A 17,384-nucleotide genomic window follows, 5' to 3' on the forward strand; every position below is an offset into this window, starting at 1 on the left:
GAGGTAGTATGGCGCACTTTATAGACAGACGGCTGAATGGTAAGAATAAAAGCGCGGTAAACCGCCAGCGCTTTATTCGCCGCTACAAGCAACAAATTAAAAAAGCCGTGTCGGACGCCATCAGCAAACGCAGCGTTACCGACATTAGCAGCGGTGAAAGTGTCACTATTCCCAGCAAAGACATTACTGAGCCGTTTTTTCATCAGGGTAAAGGCGGCCGCAGGCAAATCGTACATCCGGGCAACGATCAGTTCAGCCCGGGTGATCGTATTAAACGGCCACAAGGTGGCGGTGGTTCGGGCAGTGGCCAAGGAGATCCGGCTAACGACGGTGAGGGCACAGATGATTTTGTGTTTTCTATCTCTAAAGATGAGTATCTGGATCTGTTATTTGAAGATTTAGAGCTGCCCAACCTGAGAAAAAACCAGTTAGATAAACTGGTGCAATATAAAAATGTACGGGCCGGTTACCGCTCTGAAGGTGTGCCAAGCAATATTGACATAGTGCGCTCGTTACGGGGTTCTCTGGCCCGGCGTGTTGCTATGACAGCCGATAAAAAAGCCCGGCTGCGTGACCTGGAGCAGCAACTTAGTGCGCTGGAGCGCGAACCGGTGCCGGATCAGCAGTTGCTGCGCGGTATCATTGACGATATTGACACACTAAAACAGCGCATTGCTGCTGTGCCTTTTATCGACAGCTTTGATTTACGCTTTCGTAATTTTCAAAAGCGGCCAGAGCCAACCAGCAAAGCAGTGATGTTTTGTCTGATGGATGTGTCCGGTTCTATGGATCAGGCCACCAAAGATATGGCGAAACGTTTTTATATACTGCTGTATCTGTTTTTAAGCCGCAGCTACAAAAATGTTGAGGTGGTGTATATCCGCCATCATACCCAGGCCAAAGAAGTGGATGAACAGGAGTTCTTTTATTCACAGGAAACCGGCGGCACTATAGTGTCCAGCGCGGTTAAGCTGATGCATGACATAGTGCAGGAGCGCTACAACCCGGTGGAATGGAATATATACGCCGCCCAGGCATCCGATGGCGATAACTGGACTGACGACAGCGCGCCCTGCGCAGAGCTGCTGGCGAATAAGTTACTACCACTACTGCGCTATTATGCTTACATTGAAATTACGCCCAGGGCTCACCAGAGCCTGTGGCAGGAATATGAAAAGCTGCTACCGGTGCATGACAACTTTGCCATTCAGCATATTAAAGAAGTCAGTGATATTTACCCGGTGTTTCGCGAGCTGTTTAAGAAGCAAGCCGCTTAAGCGCAATTGACTTTGCAGTGAGGTTTTTATGGCCAAAGCAAAAACGAAAATAAATGCTTGTTTACCAGATGGCCCGGATTGGACCTTCGATCTGCTGGATTCCTATCATCAGGAAATCGCCCGCGTTGCAGCGTACTATCAGCTAGATACTTACCCCAACCAGATTGAAGTGATTACCGCAGAGCAAATGATGGATGCCTACTCCAGTGTCGGTATGCCGCTGGGTTATCATCACTGGTCTTATGGTAAGAAATTTATCCAGACCGAGCAAAACTATAAGCGCGGTTATATGGGCCTGGCCTATGAAATTGTTATCAACTCCAACCCGTGCATTGCCTACCTGATGGAAGAAAATACTATTACTATGCAGGCGCTGGTCATGGCGCATGCCAGTTACGGCCATAACTCTTTTTTTAAAAATAATTACCTGTTTAAAACCTGGACCGACGCTGGCTCTATTATTGATTACTTAGTGTTTGCCAAAAACTATATCAGCCAGTGTGAAGAAAAGTACGGCATCAGCGAAGTTGAAGATATGCTCGACTCCTGCCATGCATTAATGAATTATGGCGTTGACCGCTATAAAAGGCCGCAAAAAATCTCTCTGGATGAAGAACAAAAACGCCAGCATGAGCGCGAAACCTATCTGCAGTCTCAGGTAAATGATTTATGGCGCACTATACCGGTAAAAGCTGCCAGTGCAACGCAGCACAAAAGCCGCTTTCCGTCAGAGCCGCAGGAAAATATTCTCTACTTTATTGAAAAAAATGCCCCTCTGCTAAAACCCTGGCAGCGTGAGATTGTGCGGATAGTACGTAAAATTTCGCAGTATTTTTATCCGCAAAAACAAACGCAAGTGATGAACGAGGGCTGGGCCACGTTTTGGCATTACACTATTTTGCAGCATCTGTATGATGAGGGTAAAGTCAGCGATCGCTTTATGCTGGAGGTTCTGCACAGCCATACCAATGTGGTAGCGCAACCGGAATACAACAGCAAGTATTACTCCGGCATTAACCCTTATGCGCTGGGTTTTGCCATGTTTACTGATATCCGCCGCATTTGTGAACATCCCACAGCCGAAGATAAAGAGTGGTTTCCGGATATCGCGGGCAGTAACTGGCTGGAAACACTGCACTTTGCCATGCAGAATTTTAAAGATGAGAGCTTTATCAGCCAATATCTGTCACCTAAAGTGATCCGCGATTTTCACTTATTTGCCATTGTCGATGATGACGAAGAAGGCAGTTTAGAAGTGGCCGCTATTCATAATGCAGAGGGTTATCAGCGCATACGGCAAATGTTATCGCAGCAATATAATCTGAGCCAGATAGAACCGAACATCCAGGTGCATAATGTCGATTTAAACGGCGACCGCTCACTGACATTACATTATATACCGCAAAACCGTATTCCGTTGGCAGGTACTATGCCGCATGTGCTAAAACACTTGCACCGGTTATGGGGCTTTACCGTTTATCTGGAACAACAAAACTCTGATGGCAGCACAGAGCTACTGCACAGCTGCCCGGAACCTGCGCTGCTTGGCGCCTGAGTGTTAGTCTAACGGGCTGTAACAGGTAACTCTGTTGCGCCCGCCGGCTTTAGAGCGGTACAGCGCTTTATCTGCAGCTTCCAGCCATTGCCGGTAATTTACCATGTCTTTGTTGTGCTCAGCCAAACCAATACTAAGCGTGACTTTTAATATCTGACTGTTATATTTAATCGACAGCTGCTCAACTGATTTACGCAACCTTTCCGCCAGATGAGCTGCCTGCTCCAGATTAGTTTCTACTAACAAAATGGCATATTCTTCGCCGCCGTAGCGGCCGGCGATATCAGTAGCTCTGAGGTTTTTACGCACCGCATCAGCAATTTGCTGGATCACTAAATCGCCGGCAGAATGGCCGTAGGTGTCATTAACACGTTTAAAATGATCAATGTCGCACATCAGCAAAGTGCTTTGGTGCGGGTAACGCTGCAAGCGTTTATATTCCTGGTTCAGGCTTTCTTCCCAGTGACCACGGTTAAATAGCTGGGTGAGGTAATCGGTTTTTGACAGTTGCTGTAAACGGCCGTTCATCGACTCTAACTCTATGCGGCTTACTGCCACATCAGTGACATCATAAATGATAAAACACAGGTGGGTTACCTGACCACGGGTGTCTGACAGCGGAAAAATAGTACAGTTCTGATACATATATTCAGCACTACCGGTAATGGGCCGGTAATTACGGAATTTAAATATATAAGGTCGCTGCTCCCAAATCGTAAATGCACGGTTTTTCAACAAGATCACCGGATCACATTTACGCCGTAACCAGTCTTCATCAATTTCAGAGAATAAGTCAAACAGGTAACTGTCCCGCACCTGGCGTGGTGTTAAACCACTATGGTTTTCCATAAAACCATTCCACACCTGAATACGATAGTCGCAATTTAGCACGACAAGTCCAACATCAACTGTCTGGAACATATCCATCAGCCAATGGATCTCAGATACCTCAACCGATGTTTCTGACATCACTACTCCTCCAGCAAGAAAGCAACTTTATAATTCAGGGTTTTCAGGCTGTCCTCCGTAAAAAGTAATAATAAATCGCAACTGATATTATAGTTTTCAATACCATAACTTACTTCTATTGCCAGAGTTTTACGCCAGCGCTTGGCATTGGCTCTGATCAACTCGCTAACCGGTGCATGCTGCCCCAGCACTACCGGGTGGCCCTGGCTGAAACTCATATCAATTTGTTCTGCTAGTCCTTTGAGTACGGCGCCGATCAGAATGTTGGCAATATCCATCAGCAATTCCAGCTCAACTTTTACTGTCAAGGCGCCATGGTAATTCATTAACCGGGCAATATCTTTAAAGCTGGAGTCATTCAGAATAAGCAGCGCCTCTCCCGACACACCGCCACCGATAAACCCCTGACACACAGCAGAAGTAGAAGACTCCTGCTCTACTGATGCCAGAGCCATATGCAATTCACTGACTTCAATTAAATTCACATTCGGGATAGGCAGTTTTACAAATACATTTAATAACCGCGCCAGTAAATTACCCGCTTGCCCCATTGCCACGTTAGTCAGCTCTTGCAATACGTCGCGCATTTCTGCACTAAGCTCTGCAGTAACCGGGCCCGCTTTTTTAGTGCTGCTGGTTTCTGCCGGTACAGTATGAGCAATAGCATGTTGCTGCATAAGCTGCCGGATCTTCTCAGCGTCTACCGGTTTGCGGATAAAGTCGAGAGCGCCCAGGCTTTTTACCCGTTCAAATGCTTCAGGCTGAACATCGCCAGACACTACTACAACCCTGACATTCAACTGGCGCTTTTTCAGCTCAGCCAGCACTTCGTAGCCATCCATCACCGGCATGTTTAAATCGAGGAAAAACCAGTCAATACGGTGTTGCTGCAAGGTATCCAGGGCTTCAGCGCCATGACCGGCAAAAAATAAGTTCGCTTGCCACTCTTGTGGTAGTATTCTGGCTAATTGTTTACGAGCCAGATTAGAGTCGTCACAAATTAATACCGCAGTGGTCATCGGTTTCTCACTTCGTACAGGCTTCATTTCAGTCTAGACTGAAATACTCGGTTCGTGCGTCAGGCACGAAAAATATGTTGTGTTCCAGCTGATTACTATTACACCAACTATCTTAACAGGAGCTATATCATGTCTGCATTATCTTTTACCTGCCGCAAATTTGTCATAGCAGGTTGCTTACTCAGTTTAAGCACTCTGGCTGGAGCGGTAGATCTGCAGGAAAGGCTACCAGAACGCCTGAGTAAAGTTAAAGCCGGAGAACAACAGATTGTCTTACTGGGTAAAAAGGCCGAAGTAGGAAAAAAAGCCCCTGCCTTTAAGGTGGTTGACGCCGGTTTTAAGCAAACAGAGCTAAAAGACTTTAAAGGCAAAACTGTACTGATAAGTGTAGTACCCAGTGTGGATACCGGCATTTGTTCACTGCAAACTAAACGCTTTAATACCGAAGTGGCTAAGCTGCCTGAAGATGTTGTAATGCTGACTATCAGTACCGACCTGCCCTTTGCGCAAAAGCGTTATTGCCAGCAAGAGCAAATTGACAAGCTAATAGTATTATCTGATGCAGTATGGCGGGATTTTGGCAGTAACTATGGTTTACTGATTAAAGACATGGGCCTGTTGACACGTACCGTGCTTATTATTGATAACGAAGGCAAACTGGTATACCAGCAAATGGTAGATGAACTGGCCAAAGAACCTGACTATGACGCAGCGTTAAATGCCCTGCAGCAGGTAATAAGCAAAAGCTGACAGCCACCTCTGGGCCGGCAATAAAAAAATGTCCGGCCCAAAACTTGAAATTTTACTGACCGACCTTATTAACAGGTCAGGTGGCCGGATACGGCACCTGAGAACAACCAGCCGCTGTGCTGGTTAAGTTAACGCCCGTTCAACCGAAGGGCAATACAACACCTGTTTGCTAATGAGGAATTGGTTATGACAAATATTGATTTAACTCCGTTTTACCGCTCATTTATTGGTTTTGATCACCTGGCTAATCTGATGGATGCCGCTGCCCGCAATGAAAAGCAGCCCGCTTACCCACCTTACAATATCGAAGTTACCGGCGAAGATCAGTACCGCATTACCATGGCAGTTGCCGGCTTTGACGAGCAGGAACTTAGCATTGAAACTGAACACAATACCTTGCTGGTAAAAGGCCAGAAAGCCGGTAAAGACGATGGCCGCCGCTTTGTGCATCAGGGCATAGCAGAGCGTAACTTTGAGCGAAAATTTCAGTTATCTGACTATATTAAAGTTACCGGCGCCCATATGGCCAATGGTCTGCTGCATATAGAGCTGGTGCGTGAAGTACCTGAAGCCTTAAAACCACGCAAAATCAGCATTGGTGGCAGTACTGCACAAACGCCTACGCAATTACTCAATGCCGAAAAAGTTGCTTAACTGCAGCCTTGCTACCGGCACAAAAAAGCCCTGATTAATCAGGGCTTTTTGCTATCAGCGGTACTAACTTAGCAAGCTGGCCAGTTCACTGGTAACAGCCTCAACGGCTTTAGTACCATCAATATGATGATAACGGGTGTTACCCGCCTCAGCCTCAGCGCGGTAATAACCAACCAATGGCTCTGTTTGCTCGTGATAAATAGCCAGGCGCTTACGCACGGTTTCTTCTACGTCATCAGCCCGGATCACCAGCTCTTCGCCGGTAACATCGTCTTTACCTGCAGTTTTTGGCGGGTTGTAACGAATATGGTAAACACGGCCTGATGCCGGGTGCACACGACGGCCACTCATACGTTCAACAATGACTTCGTCCGGTACATCAAACTCAATTACATGATCAATCACAATGCCTTTATCTTTCATAGCATCGGCTTGCGGAATAGTACGTGGGAAGCCATCCAGCAAAAAACCTTTGCTGCAATCCGGCTCGGCGATGCGCTCTTTTACTAAACCGATAATGATATCATCTGATACCAGTTGCCCCGCATCCATCACCTGCTTCGCCGCTAAACCAAGCTCAGAACCGGCCTTAATAGCAGAGCGCAGCATATCACCGGTAGAAATTTGTGGAATGCCATATTTACTCATTAAAAACTGAGCCTGAGTTCCTTTTCCGGCACCAGGGGCACCCAACAAAATTATGCGCATAGCAACACCCTCATGTTTTGGGATTGATCCATTAATAATAAAGGCTGGATCTTTACATAATGTGCTGCCTGAAACAAGAAATTTGTCTTGTCATGCCAACTGGTCCGGCTATTTCATTGGCTTTTAGTCGTACAGCTGTGTAAAGACAGCTCTCTCTGTGTTTTTTCTGCTCAAACTTCAGAAAATAGCAGTTTTTCTACCAGATAAGCAGCGGTTATATCGACTAAAGTTGTAATGCGCTATACCCGGAACTGCGCCACTAATCCTTTTAGCTGCTCTGCTAAGTCTGCCAGTGATTCACTGGCTTGCGTTGACTGCGTAACATTATCAGCCGTTTGGTAAGCGACATCGCTTATGCGGTGCAAATTCTTATTCAGATCGCGCGACACTGTGGTTTGCTGCTCGGTTGCACTGGCAATTTGTTGTGCGGTGTCATTAATCAGCGATACCGCGCTGCTAATACAGGTTAATGCTTCACCAGCCTTACCGGCCTGCTCTGCAGTTTTACGCGTTGCCAGCTCACTTTTGTTAGTAGCCTGAACGGCGTTATCAGTACCGCGCTGCAGTTTTTCAATCATTTGCTGTATTTCAGTAGTTGAGTCTTTGGTGCGGCTGGCCAGCGTGCGCACTTCATCAGCTACCACAGCAAAACCGCGGCCGGTTTCTCCTGCCCGTGCCGCTTCAATAGCGGCATTTAACGCCAGCAGGTTGGTTTGCTCGGCTATGCTTTCAATCACCTGCAAGATACTGCCGATACGATCGCTGTCTTGTTTCAGGTGGTTAATAATATCAGCTGCCCGGCTTACCTCTTGTGATAACAACGACAAATCCTGCACAGTTTGGCTAACTACGCGCTGCCCCTGCTGCGTTTCTTTTTCTGCCGCATCAGCAGCATCTGCTGCCTGTTGTGTATTGCGTGATACCTCCTCCAGCGAGGCGGTCATCTGGTTCATTGCCACTGCAGAGCTGCTGATTTCGGTGTTTTGTAGCTCAATGCCGCGCTGAGTTTGTTCATTAATTTGCGATAACTCGGTGGCAGCCGCCGCAACCTGATCAGAATAATCCCGGATTTGCAGCAACATAGTGCGCAAATTCTGCTGCATCAGATTTATCGACGCCAGTAAGCTTGAGCTGTCGCCGGCTTTGAGCTGCACATCTGCGGTAAGATCGCCATTGGCGACCTTATGTACAATATTGGCAGTGTAGTCAGGCTCGCCGCCCAAAGTACGGGTAATACTACGTACCAGGCTGATGCATACCACCACAGCAATAATCAGCACTACCGATGAAATAAGCACCAGTGTCCAGAGCATTTCCTGTACTTCGCTCAATGCCTCCTGTTCACGGCTTTCCAGTACCAGGCCCCACCCCAGCATCGGAATATAACTATAACTGCCGATTACCGCTGTTCCGGCAGCATTATTATACTGGCCCACATTGCTTTGTTTTTGCCGTATAGCATCGGCGGCTACAGTTTGCAGTGCCTGCTCGGTATCCGATATCGAGGCCACAGGTGTAATGGCCTTGCCCTCACCGTCCAGCAGATAAATCTCGGTATAATCGTTATGGCTCAGTTCATTTACTTTGCTAAACACTGTGCTTAGCTGCACTGCGCCGCGCATTACCGCCACAATCTGATTATTATGCCGTACAGGGATCGCAATAGTACTGATACGGTTACCCGTAGCACGCGACACTATCGGTTGCGAGAAAGCATCTTGTCCACTGACAGCCTGTTTAAACCAGTCACGGTCTGCCACGTTAAAGTCATTTGCCTCAGTACTGCTAAGTAGCGTGGCCTGGCCGTTAGCAAAGCTTACGCCTGCCATACCTCTGCCGGCAGGCGATACCAGAAAGATCGTATCGTAATAACCTTGTGCCTGAGCCAATTGCAGCATTAGTGTACTGATATCGTCCAACTGTAATTGTTTGCTTTGTGGCAGGTTGGCCAGATAACGCATTTCATCCTGGCGCACTAACAGCCAGTCTGTGAATGCCTCCGCATTAAGTACGCTGGTGGTTTGTAAGGTATTCACCACGGCCCGGGTTTGCGAGTTACGGTATTCAACAAATACCAGGCTGGTTAACACCAGAATAGACACTAACAGTAAGCTAACCATAATAGTGGTAAGCCGGGCACCAAAACCCATGTTACGCCAGAAATTAAACATCCTCTGCTCCTTGCCAGTAACGGTAAGCTATTGAAAGTATAGAAGCAGATTAAAATATAGATAGGATAAAAGCGGAAGAAACTATGTTTGTTGCAAGGTGCCTTTGCTGCAGCCCTGTGGCCGCAGCAAAGGCGTTTACTGTTACTTCGCTAAAGACAATAACAGGGTGTTGAGCCGGGCAACAAAAGCAGCAGGATCTTTTAAATTACCGCGCTCGGCCAGCAGTGCCTGATCCAGCAACACCTCAGCCCATTGTTTAAAGCGGTCTTCGTCTTGCTCATCAGCGATACGTTTTACCAGTTGGTGCTCGGGGTTAAGCTCAAAAATCGGCTTCACTTCCGGCACTTTCTGGCCAACTGATTCCATTAACTTGATCATCTGCGTGCTCATGTCAAACTCATCAGTAACCACACAGGCCGGGCTTTGGGTTAAACGATGGCTGACTTTAACATCTTTAACCTGCTCACCCAGAGCGGTTTTAAAGCGGCCCAGCACATCAGCAAAGGCTTTTTCGGCTTCTTGCTGTGCCTGTTTGGTTTCGTCATCATCCAGCTTGGATAAATCCAGGCCACCTTTGGCAACTGAACGCAGCTTTTTACCACCAAATTCTGTCAGGTGCTGTACCAGCCACTCATCGATACGGTCGGATAACAGCAGTACTTCCAGGCCTTTTTGGCGTAATACTTCTAAGTGCGGGCTGTGCTTGGCGGCAGCAAAGCTGTCAGCGACGATATAATAAATCTCGTCCTGACCTTCTTTCATCCGGCTGACATAATCCGCCAGCGCGACATTTTGTTCGCTGTTTTCATTATGGGTAGAGGCAAAACGCAGCAGAGCCGCAATCTGCTCTTTGTTGGCCATATCTTCAGCCGGACCCTCTTTGAGCACCTGACCAAATTCAGCCCAGAATGCCTGATATTGCTCAGCATCTTTGCTCAGTTTTTCCAGCATTTTCAACGCGCGGCTGCTACAACCTTTACGCAGTGCCTGCGTCACTTTGGTGTCTTGCAGAATTTCACGTGATACGTTCAGCGGTAAGTCGCTTGAATCCAGCACGCCTTTGATAAAACGCAGGTAGCTGGGCATAAACTGCTCGGCGTCATCCATAATAAACACGCGCTGTACATACAGTTTCAGGCCATGACGCGCATCGCGGTTCCACATATCAAACGGCGCTTTTTTCGGCACATATAACAGGCTGGTGTAATTATTATTACCTTCAACCTTATTATGGCTCCAGCTTAACGGCTCGTTCCAGTCATGCGAAATATGCTTATAAAACTCCTGATACTCTTCGTCTTTAATATCTGATTTGTCGCGTGTCCATAAAGCAGTAGCTTTGTTTACAGCCTGCCAGTGGCCCGGCACAGCAGCAATTTTCTCGCCCTCGGCACCATCACGCTCTGGCTGTTCTTCCTGCCATAATTCCACCGGAATACTAATATGATCAGAATATTTGGTAACGATACTCTCAATTTTCCAGCGGCTTAAGAACTCATCTTCGCCTTCACGCAGGTGCAGCACAATATCGGTACCGCGCGTTTCTTTGCTGATAGGCGTAATGCTGTAATCGCCCTCGCCGGCCGATTCCCATTCAATGGCTTCAATGGCAGCAGCACCGGCTTTACGGGTACGCACAGTCACTTTATCCGCTACAATAAAAGCGGAATAAAACCCCACACCAAACTGGCCGATTAACTTGGAATCTTTGCCCTGATCGCCGGATAATTGTGAGAAAAACTCTTTGGTGCCGGATTTGGCAATAGTACCCAGATGGCTGATTACTTCATCCTGGGTCATACCTATACCATTGTCACTGATGGTTAAGGTACGGGCTTTCTCGTCCAGGCTGATACGCACACGCAATTCGCCGTCATCGCCGTACAGGCTGCCATCAGACAGGGCCAGAAAACGCAGCTTATCTGCAGCGTCAGAGGCGTTTGACACCAGCTCACGCAGGAAAATTTCCTTATTGGAATACAGTGAATGGATCATCAGCTGTAATAGCTGTTTCACTTCTGCCTGAAAGCCGTGGGTTTGCTTTTGGCCGGTTGAAGTGGCTGTGGTATCACTCATTGTGGTTATCCTCGAACATCAAATTTTGACAGTTATAACGCAGGCTGCACCGGCAGCCAGACACTGACAACTAATATGGGGAGAATTAACCGGATTTCAAGCAGGGTTATAACAGATTAAAATACTTTACGGCCACTAAAAGCATGTGACAGCGTAGTGCCGTCAACAAATTCCAACTCACCGCCAACCGGAATACCCTGGGCAATGCGTGAGACATTTACCTGATGCTTGTGGCACAGCTCAGCAATATAAAACGCTGTGGCATCGCCTTCAACTGTGGGGTTGGTTGCCAGAATAAGCTCTGTAATACCGCCAGCTGTTAACAATGCGCTAAGTTTATCCAGGCCCAGATCCTGCGGGCCTACGCCATCCAGTGGTGACAAATAGCCCTGTAACACAAAATAGCGGCCTTTAAACTGGCCAGTTTGTTCTATTGCCAATTGGTCAGCAGCAGAGCCCACCACACAAATAATGCCATCGAGCGCCCGGGCCGGATCAGTGCAGATGTGGCATAACGCGGTTTCACAAAAGGTACGGCATTGCTGGCAATGCCCTACCTTCGTCATGGCTGCGCTTAATGCAGCGCCTAACTGCAAACCGGCTTCACGGTTGCGCTCCAGCAACGAAAACGCCATGCGCTGCGCAGACTTTGGCCCCACTCCGGGCAAAATGCGCAGTGCATCGATCAGTTGCTGCACCAACGGGGTATAGCGGCTCATCAGAATGGCATTTTCATACCAGGTGGCAACTGTAAGCCGCCGGTTACCGAAGCCATTTTTTCTTTGCTGGTTTCTTCAACGCGACGCACGGCATCGTTAATTGCAGCGGCAATTAAGTCTTCCAGCATGTCTTTGTCATCCTGCATCAGGCTGTCGTCAATACTAACACGGCGCACATTATGGTTGCCCAGCATGGTTACTTTAACCAGACCGGCACCGGCTTCACCGGTTACTTCCATTGCTGCAACTTCAGCCTGCATTTTCTGCATTTTTTCCTGCATGGCCTGCGCCTGCTTCATGATGTTGCCCATACCGCCTTTAAACATAATATTGTACCTGCTGTAAAATTGAATTGAGTTAGCAGTGTATCGGACACTGACCTTTACCGGCGACAAGATAATAACTTCGCCGCCGAATTACAAGTTGTGCGCGGTTGGCGCACCGGTAAAACCGCTAATTGACTACTATAGTATCGGGTAGCAACTGTGCATCAAACAGCTGTTGCAGTTGTTGTACCTTGTCATCTTCATGCAGCAGGCGGCTAACGTAACCAAAGCGTTCCTGCACAATTTTTTGCTGAATCGATAACGGGCTTTGCGCTACTTCACTCTGATAAGTAATTTCAATGCTCAGCGGCTGATTAAAACTTTGCTGCAAAACCTGTTGCAGCTTAGTACGAAAACCCGGGCTGTCCAGATGTTGCTGGCTTTGTGCCACCGTTAACATAAGCTTATTATCAGCCAACTGCATAGCAGCATTGAGTAAAAACAGCCGGCTTAAACCACCGGTATCCAGCGTTTCAACCCGTGCAGCCCAGGCATCTACCTGAGCGGCAAAACGCACCGAGAAATTCTGCTCGTTGATACTACCATCAAAACTTTCCAGTGCCGGCGGCGCTACAACAACATCAGGCTGTTGCTGTGCATCCTGCTCATACTGTTGCCATAATGCATCTGTGGCGGCTGCATCATAGTGACGCATATCAGCGTCATCAGGCTCGTCATAGTTGTCATTACCCGGCAGCGGCGAAGCTGTAGTGGGTATAACCGCAGCAGTGGTCGGTTCAGGCAAAGGAGATGTTGGCGGTGTAGCAGCTTTTACTGGCTCCGGCTGAACTGCTGCGGTTTTTACCTCAACCTTAGCATCAGACGCTTGTTGCAATGGCGCCTGCTGGCGCTCAGACTTTTTTGTTTCAGGCGCTGCAGTTACCGCTACGCCGCGGCGCGCCATGATACGGGCGGTAACAGGATCAATACCTGCTATACCAGCAACTGTATTTGGCGCTGACGGTGTAACTGCTTGCGTTTGTGTTACCGATTCTGTAAGCGTTTCTGATGGTGTAGCAGAATAGCTGCCCGTGTCTTTTACTACTTCAGCCACAGGTTGCGGCTCAATTTTCTGCGTTGGTTCTGCCGGTGCTGCAACTGGCATTATCGTAGCGGTTTTCGCAGGTGCTACGTTTTTGCTTTGTGTCTCAGGTACAAATGCCATGGCACGCAATAGCGCCATTTCCAGCCCGGTTAACGCATCTGGTGCATAAGGCAGCTCTTTTTTTCCGCTAATAAGTAACTGATAATAAAGCTGAACCTGTGCAGGCACTAGGGTGTCAGCCAGTTGTTGTACAAATGCTTGCTGTGGCGAAAAGCTGGCAGCAGTGCGGCTAAACTGACTTAACGCTGTAAGATGTAATATAGACAGCATATCGTCCAGCACCTGGCTGAAGTTACTCTGCTGTTGCACCAGCGCGGCCAATTGAATTTGCAACTGCGCGGCATCCTGCGCCAGAATTGCCTGCAATAACTGCTGCGCCCAGCTTTGATCCAGAAACCCCAGCATAGTACGCACCGTATCAAGGGTTATATTGGCGTTACTTTGCGCAATAGCCTGATCAGTAAGGCTTAACGAATCACGCAGGCTACCTTTGGCGGCACGTGCCAGCAATGTTAACGCGCTTTGCTCAAAGGGGATCTGTTCTTCACCCAGCACAAACGCCAGATGCTGCTCAATTTGCAGCGGGCTTAATGCCAGTAAATTAAACTGCAGACAACGCGATAAAACAGTAACCGGCAGTTTTTGCGGATCAGTGGTGGCCAGTAGGAATTTAACATGCGGTGGCGGCTCTTCCAGCGTTTTTAGCAGGGCATTAAAGCTATGCTTTGACAGCATATGCACTTCATCGATCAGATAGACTTTAAAGCGGCCACGGCTGGGAGCATATTGCACATTGTCGAGCAGGTCGCGGGTATCTTCTACTTTGGTACGCGAGGCGGCATCTATTTCCAGCAAATCAACAAAGTTGCCGGCATCGATTTCCAGGCAGGCCGAGCACTGGCCACAGGGCGTAGCAGTAATACCCTGCTCGCAATTTAAGCTTTTGGCAAAAATGCGCGCTATGGTGGTTTTACCGACACCACGGGTGCCGGTAAACAAATAAGCATGATGCAACCGGTTATTATTCAGGGCATTACCCAGTGCGCTTTTAACATGTTCCTGCCCGACTAACTGGGCAAAATGTTGTGGACGCCACTTGCGTGCTAATACCTGATAACTCATAACGGTTGCTGATGTCTTGTGGTAATTGGGATCTTTGACAGACTAAACTTATTCGCCACTATACTCAACCAGACTGAGGATATTTAATCCGGCTTGCTGCAAGCGTTTAACGCCGCCAAGTTCGGGCAGTGCAATAACAAAAGCAGCGTCATCCACTATACCGCCAAGCTGGCGTACTAACTTAGCTGTGGCATCAATAGTACCGCCGGTAGCCAGCAAATCGTCAACCAATAGCACTTTATCACCTGCAGCTATAGCATCAGCATGCAGCTCTAACGCATCTTCACCGTATTCCAGCTGGTAGCTTTGCGAAATGCGCTGACGTGGCAGCTTACCTGGTTTACGTACCGGCACAAAAGAAATACCCATGGCATAAGCCAGCGGCGCACCGAAAATAAAGCCGCGTGACTCGGTACCAACAATTTTGGTAATGCCCTTATCAGCATAAAAATAACAAAAAGCGTCGATGACTTTTTTAAAACTCGGGCCATCCTGCATCAGGCTGGTTACATCGCGAAATACTATGCCCGGCTTTGGATAATCAACAACTGTTTTAATAACCTGTTTTAATTCAAGCTCTAATGCCTGTTTGTCCATGTCAGAAAACCTTTTATTAAGCGCCCCTGCCGGGACAAAAAAGCCGCCCTCAGGCGGCCTTCAACTATGCTGGTGCATTATGCCAGAATCTGAAACCAACGCACTATGGGTGCCAAACACAGTAAAGACACAAACACTGCAACCAGGGCAAGAAACTGCCACAGGTTAAACGACTCTTTAAACTTTTCGTCTGCCATTGCACTACTCTTCTGTAATCAGCGAATTTAAGGGCAGTTATGGTAATGAATTTTGCTGTGCTTGAAAAGACACCAGCACACCTTTTGCGGCAAAGTCCTGTAATAAAGCTGTGGCTCCCTGCATTAACTGCTGCGCACTAAACTGTGGCAGGAGCGGCAGTAATTGCTGCACTACAGCTGCCAAAGTACTACCTGCTGATTGCTGCAACGTCTGCAGTAAAGCCGCAGTAAGCTGATTAATAAGCACAAATTTCACTTCGTCTGCAGCATTACGGTACAAAAGATAATACTGTACTTCGCCTGGCCCCTCGGGCTGATAAGCAGTACTGATTTCATGTACTTTGTAAGGGTAAGCCAACACCATTGCAAGCGATGACAAATACAGCGGCGCCTGGGTGATTTGCTCAGTAGCCAGCGGCGTTTCAGCCTGTGGTAACTGCTTTGTTGCCAGATAAAGTTCAGTCCATTCATAGTGCGCCAGTTCAAGCATAAACACCGGATCACACTCAGCAGTAACATAATCTTGCTGTAAATAATGCAGGAAATGTTCAGCAATATGCAGAAAATAAGGGCTGGAGCACTGATACTGTATAAAAAATTGCCGCACCAGTGCCTGCCAGTCAGCTTCTTTATATAGTGATTTCAGCACAGGAAATGCACTGGCGATAAAACCTTCCATATTATTAAAAAACAGCTCGCGGTATATCGCCATGCGCCGATCCTCAATACCTGTCGGGGCACTCTGATGCTCAGGATCCTTAATATGGGCGATAAAAGCCTGCTGAATTTGCTGAAACTGCATCTGTCAGGCCCTCAATATCAGGTTATCTGCCAAAACGAGCTGCTGTATCGCTTTAATTTGCTGCAGTTCCTCACTTAACACACTTAGCTGCGGAATATTAAAATCACGCTCCAGCAGCGTAGGTTTAACACCATGACACTGGTATGCCTGTTGCAGCAATTGCCAGACGGGGTCTATCACTGCAGCGCCATGAGTATCTACCAGCAAATCTTCCGCTTCTTTAAAATGGCCTGCTATATGGTAATAAGCTATACGTTCAGACGGCATAGCCCGCAGAAACTCGCTGGCGCTGTAGCCATGATTAACTGAATTAACATAAATATTGTTCACATCCAGCAATAACTGGCAATCAGCTTCCTGCAATACAGCCCTGGTAAAGTCTGCCTCAGACATCTGTTGGCCGGGTGCAGCGTAATAAGATACGTTTTCCAGAATTAACGGCTGCTCCAGAATATCCTGCACCTGCCTTACCCGTCTGGCGACATAGCCTACAGCTTCGTCAGTAAAGGGAATAGGCATTAGATCGTACAAGTGGCCAGTACCGGAGCAATAACTTAAGTGTTCACTGTATAAGCTGATATTGTGCTGGCGTAAAAACTGCTTTACCTGCTTCACAAATACCACATCCAGAGATGCAGGGCTGCCAATCGACAGTGACAAGCCATGGCAAATAAAACGATGCTGCTCAGTTAGCTGCTGAAACTTCTTTTGCAGCTTGCCACCAAAAGGGATCCAGTTTTCCGGTGCCACCTCAAAAAAATCAATCTCTGCCGGCTTGGCTGTGATCAGTTCATCCAGCATTTCACGGCGTAGGCCAAGCCCCGTCCCGGATACGGGGAGCTTTGTCATGGTGTGCATATAGCTGGCTCCTGTAAAACAAAGGCCTGCACTATCAGTACAACGAAGTAGTACAACTATGCAGGCCTCAACCGGCTGAATTAAACGCTACCGCCGCATTTGCCTTCGCCGCATTTACCCTCGCCACACTTGCCTTCTTTGGCCTTGTCTTTTGCCTCTTTGGCTTTATCAGCACCGCATTTGCCTTCGCCACATTTTCCCTCTTTAGCTTTGTCGGCTTTGTCCTTCATTTTATCAGCGCCGCATTTGCCTTCACCACACTTGGCTTCTTTTGCTTTCTCCTTAGCTTTTTTTGCTTTATCGTCACCACATTTACCTTCGCTAGCCACCATCTCATAGCCCGAGGCCAGCTCCATCGCCGTAAACGGGTTAGCATTTGCAGTAGTAGCTACCGTAGCCAGTGAGCCAAAAACTAAAGCACCTACAGCCATAGCGACGTTCGATTGTTTCATTGTTTTCATGTTTTCACCTGTTGTTAG

General features: G+C 47.8%; 16 protein-coding genes. 4 read left to right on the top strand and 12 right to left on the bottom strand.

The genetic code is table 11. The annotated features are described in order from the left end of the window. Positions 1 to 8: 8 nt before the first annotated feature. Both BLW68_RS17965 and BLW68_RS17970 read left to right on the top strand, forming a co-directional pair. A complete protein-coding gene (locus BLW68_RS17965) occupies positions 9 to 1,277 on the top strand; it encodes a YeaH/YhbH family protein (protein ID WP_092796279.1) in 1,269 nt (422 codons plus the stop codon). Between the two features lie 28 nt (positions 1,278 to 1,305). Then, positions 1,306 to 2,832: a SpoVR family protein gene (locus tag BLW68_RS17970; protein ID WP_092796281.1), complete on the top strand. Its 1,527-nt coding sequence runs from the start codon at positions 1,306 to 1,308 to the stop codon at positions 2,830 to 2,832. 3 nt (positions 2,833 to 2,835) lie between these two features. On the opposite strand, the gene BLW68_RS17975 is transcribed toward BLW68_RS17970, so the two are convergent. Both BLW68_RS17975 and BLW68_RS17980 read right to left on the bottom strand, forming a co-directional pair. Continuing rightward, complete coding sequence (locus tag BLW68_RS17975) at positions 2,836 to 3,801, bottom strand: sensor domain-containing diguanylate cyclase (RefSeq protein ID WP_092796283.1); 966 nt, start codon at positions 3,799 to 3,801, stop codon at positions 2,836 to 2,838. 2 nt (positions 3,802 to 3,803) lie between these two features. Beyond that, positions 3,804 to 4,820 (bottom strand): response regulator, encoded by a 1,017-nt coding sequence (locus BLW68_RS17980; protein WP_092796285.1) that lies wholly within the window; start codon positions 4,818 to 4,820, stop codon positions 3,804 to 3,806. A gap of 129 nt (positions 4,821 to 4,949) precedes the next feature. On the opposite strand from BLW68_RS17980, the gene tpx reads away from it, so the two are divergent. Both tpx and BLW68_RS17990 read left to right on the top strand, forming a co-directional pair. Beyond that, positions 4,950 to 5,570 (top strand): thiol peroxidase, encoded by a 621-nt coding sequence (tpx, locus tag BLW68_RS17985; RefSeq protein WP_092796287.1) that lies wholly within the window; start codon positions 4,950 to 4,952, stop codon positions 5,568 to 5,570. Between the two features lie 186 nt (positions 5,571 to 5,756). Beyond that, entirely contained in the window at positions 5,757 to 6,224 is a 468-nt protein-coding gene (locus tag BLW68_RS17990) for an Hsp20 family protein (RefSeq protein ID WP_068232280.1), read from the top strand. Between the two features lie 63 nt (positions 6,225 to 6,287). Here the strand turns inward: BLW68_RS17990 and adk are convergent, their stop codons facing one another. The 10 genes from adk to BLW68_RS18040 all read right to left on the bottom strand — a co-directional run bounded on the left by adk (position 6,288) and on the right by BLW68_RS18040 (position 17,366). Next, positions 6,288 to 6,932, bottom strand: a complete 645-nt coding sequence (gene adk / locus BLW68_RS17995) for an adenylate kinase (protein WP_092796289.1) — start codon at positions 6,930 to 6,932, stop codon at positions 6,288 to 6,290. Between the two features lie 239 nt (positions 6,933 to 7,171). Continuing rightward, entirely contained in the window at positions 7,172 to 9,103 is a 1,932-nt protein-coding gene (locus BLW68_RS18000; RefSeq protein ID WP_092796291.1) for a methyl-accepting chemotaxis protein, read from the bottom strand. A 141-nt stretch (positions 9,104 to 9,244) separates the two neighbouring features. Further along, positions 9,245 to 11,179, bottom strand: coding sequence for a molecular chaperone HtpG (htpG, locus tag BLW68_RS18005; RefSeq protein ID WP_092796293.1), 1,935 nt, complete (start codon positions 11,177 to 11,179; stop codon positions 9,245 to 9,247). Between the two features lie 116 nt (positions 11,180 to 11,295). Further along, on the bottom strand, positions 11,296 to 11,898 hold the full coding sequence (recR, locus tag BLW68_RS18010) for a recombination mediator RecR (RefSeq protein ID WP_092796295.1): 603 nt from the start codon (positions 11,896 to 11,898) through the stop codon (positions 11,296 to 11,298). Further along, positions 11,898 to 12,224, bottom strand: coding sequence for a YbaB/EbfC family nucleoid-associated protein (locus tag BLW68_RS18015; RefSeq protein ID WP_092796297.1), 327 nt, complete (start codon positions 12,222 to 12,224; stop codon positions 11,898 to 11,900). Before BLW68_RS18015 ends, recR begins: the two co-directional genes overlap by 1 nt. Positions 12,225 to 12,351: 127 nt before the next feature. Beyond that, entirely contained in the window at positions 12,352 to 14,451 is a 2,100-nt protein-coding gene (gene dnaX, locus BLW68_RS18020) for a DNA polymerase III subunit gamma/tau (protein ID WP_092796299.1), read from the bottom strand. A 48-nt stretch (positions 14,452 to 14,499) separates the two neighbouring features. Next, positions 14,500 to 15,048 carry an adenine phosphoribosyltransferase gene (gene apt, locus BLW68_RS18025; RefSeq protein WP_068232301.1) on the bottom strand — a complete coding sequence of 183 codons (549 nt, stop codon included), beginning with the start codon at positions 15,046 to 15,048 and terminating at the stop codon, positions 14,500 to 14,502. Positions 15,049 to 15,282: 234 nt separating this feature from the next. Then, on the bottom strand, positions 15,283 to 16,047 hold the full coding sequence (locus BLW68_RS18030; protein WP_092796301.1) for an HvfC family RiPP maturation protein: 765 nt from the start codon (positions 16,045 to 16,047) through the stop codon (positions 15,283 to 15,285). A gap of 3 nt (positions 16,048 to 16,050) precedes the next feature. Next, complete coding sequence (locus BLW68_RS18035) at positions 16,051 to 16,896, bottom strand: HvfB family MNIO-type RiPP peptide maturase (protein ID WP_177172286.1); 846 nt, start codon at positions 16,894 to 16,896, stop codon at positions 16,051 to 16,053. Positions 16,897 to 16,985: 89 nt separating this feature from the next. Further along, positions 16,986 to 17,366, bottom strand: coding sequence for an HvfA family oxazolone/thioamide-modified RiPP metallophore (locus BLW68_RS18040; RefSeq protein ID WP_092796305.1), 381 nt, complete (start codon positions 17,364 to 17,366; stop codon positions 16,986 to 16,988). Positions 17,367 to 17,384: the final 18 nt, after the last annotated feature.

Source organism: Rheinheimera pacifica (assembly GCF_900108485.1).
Lineage (GTDB): Bacteria > Pseudomonadota > Gammaproteobacteria > Enterobacterales > Alteromonadaceae > Alishewanella > Alishewanella pacifica.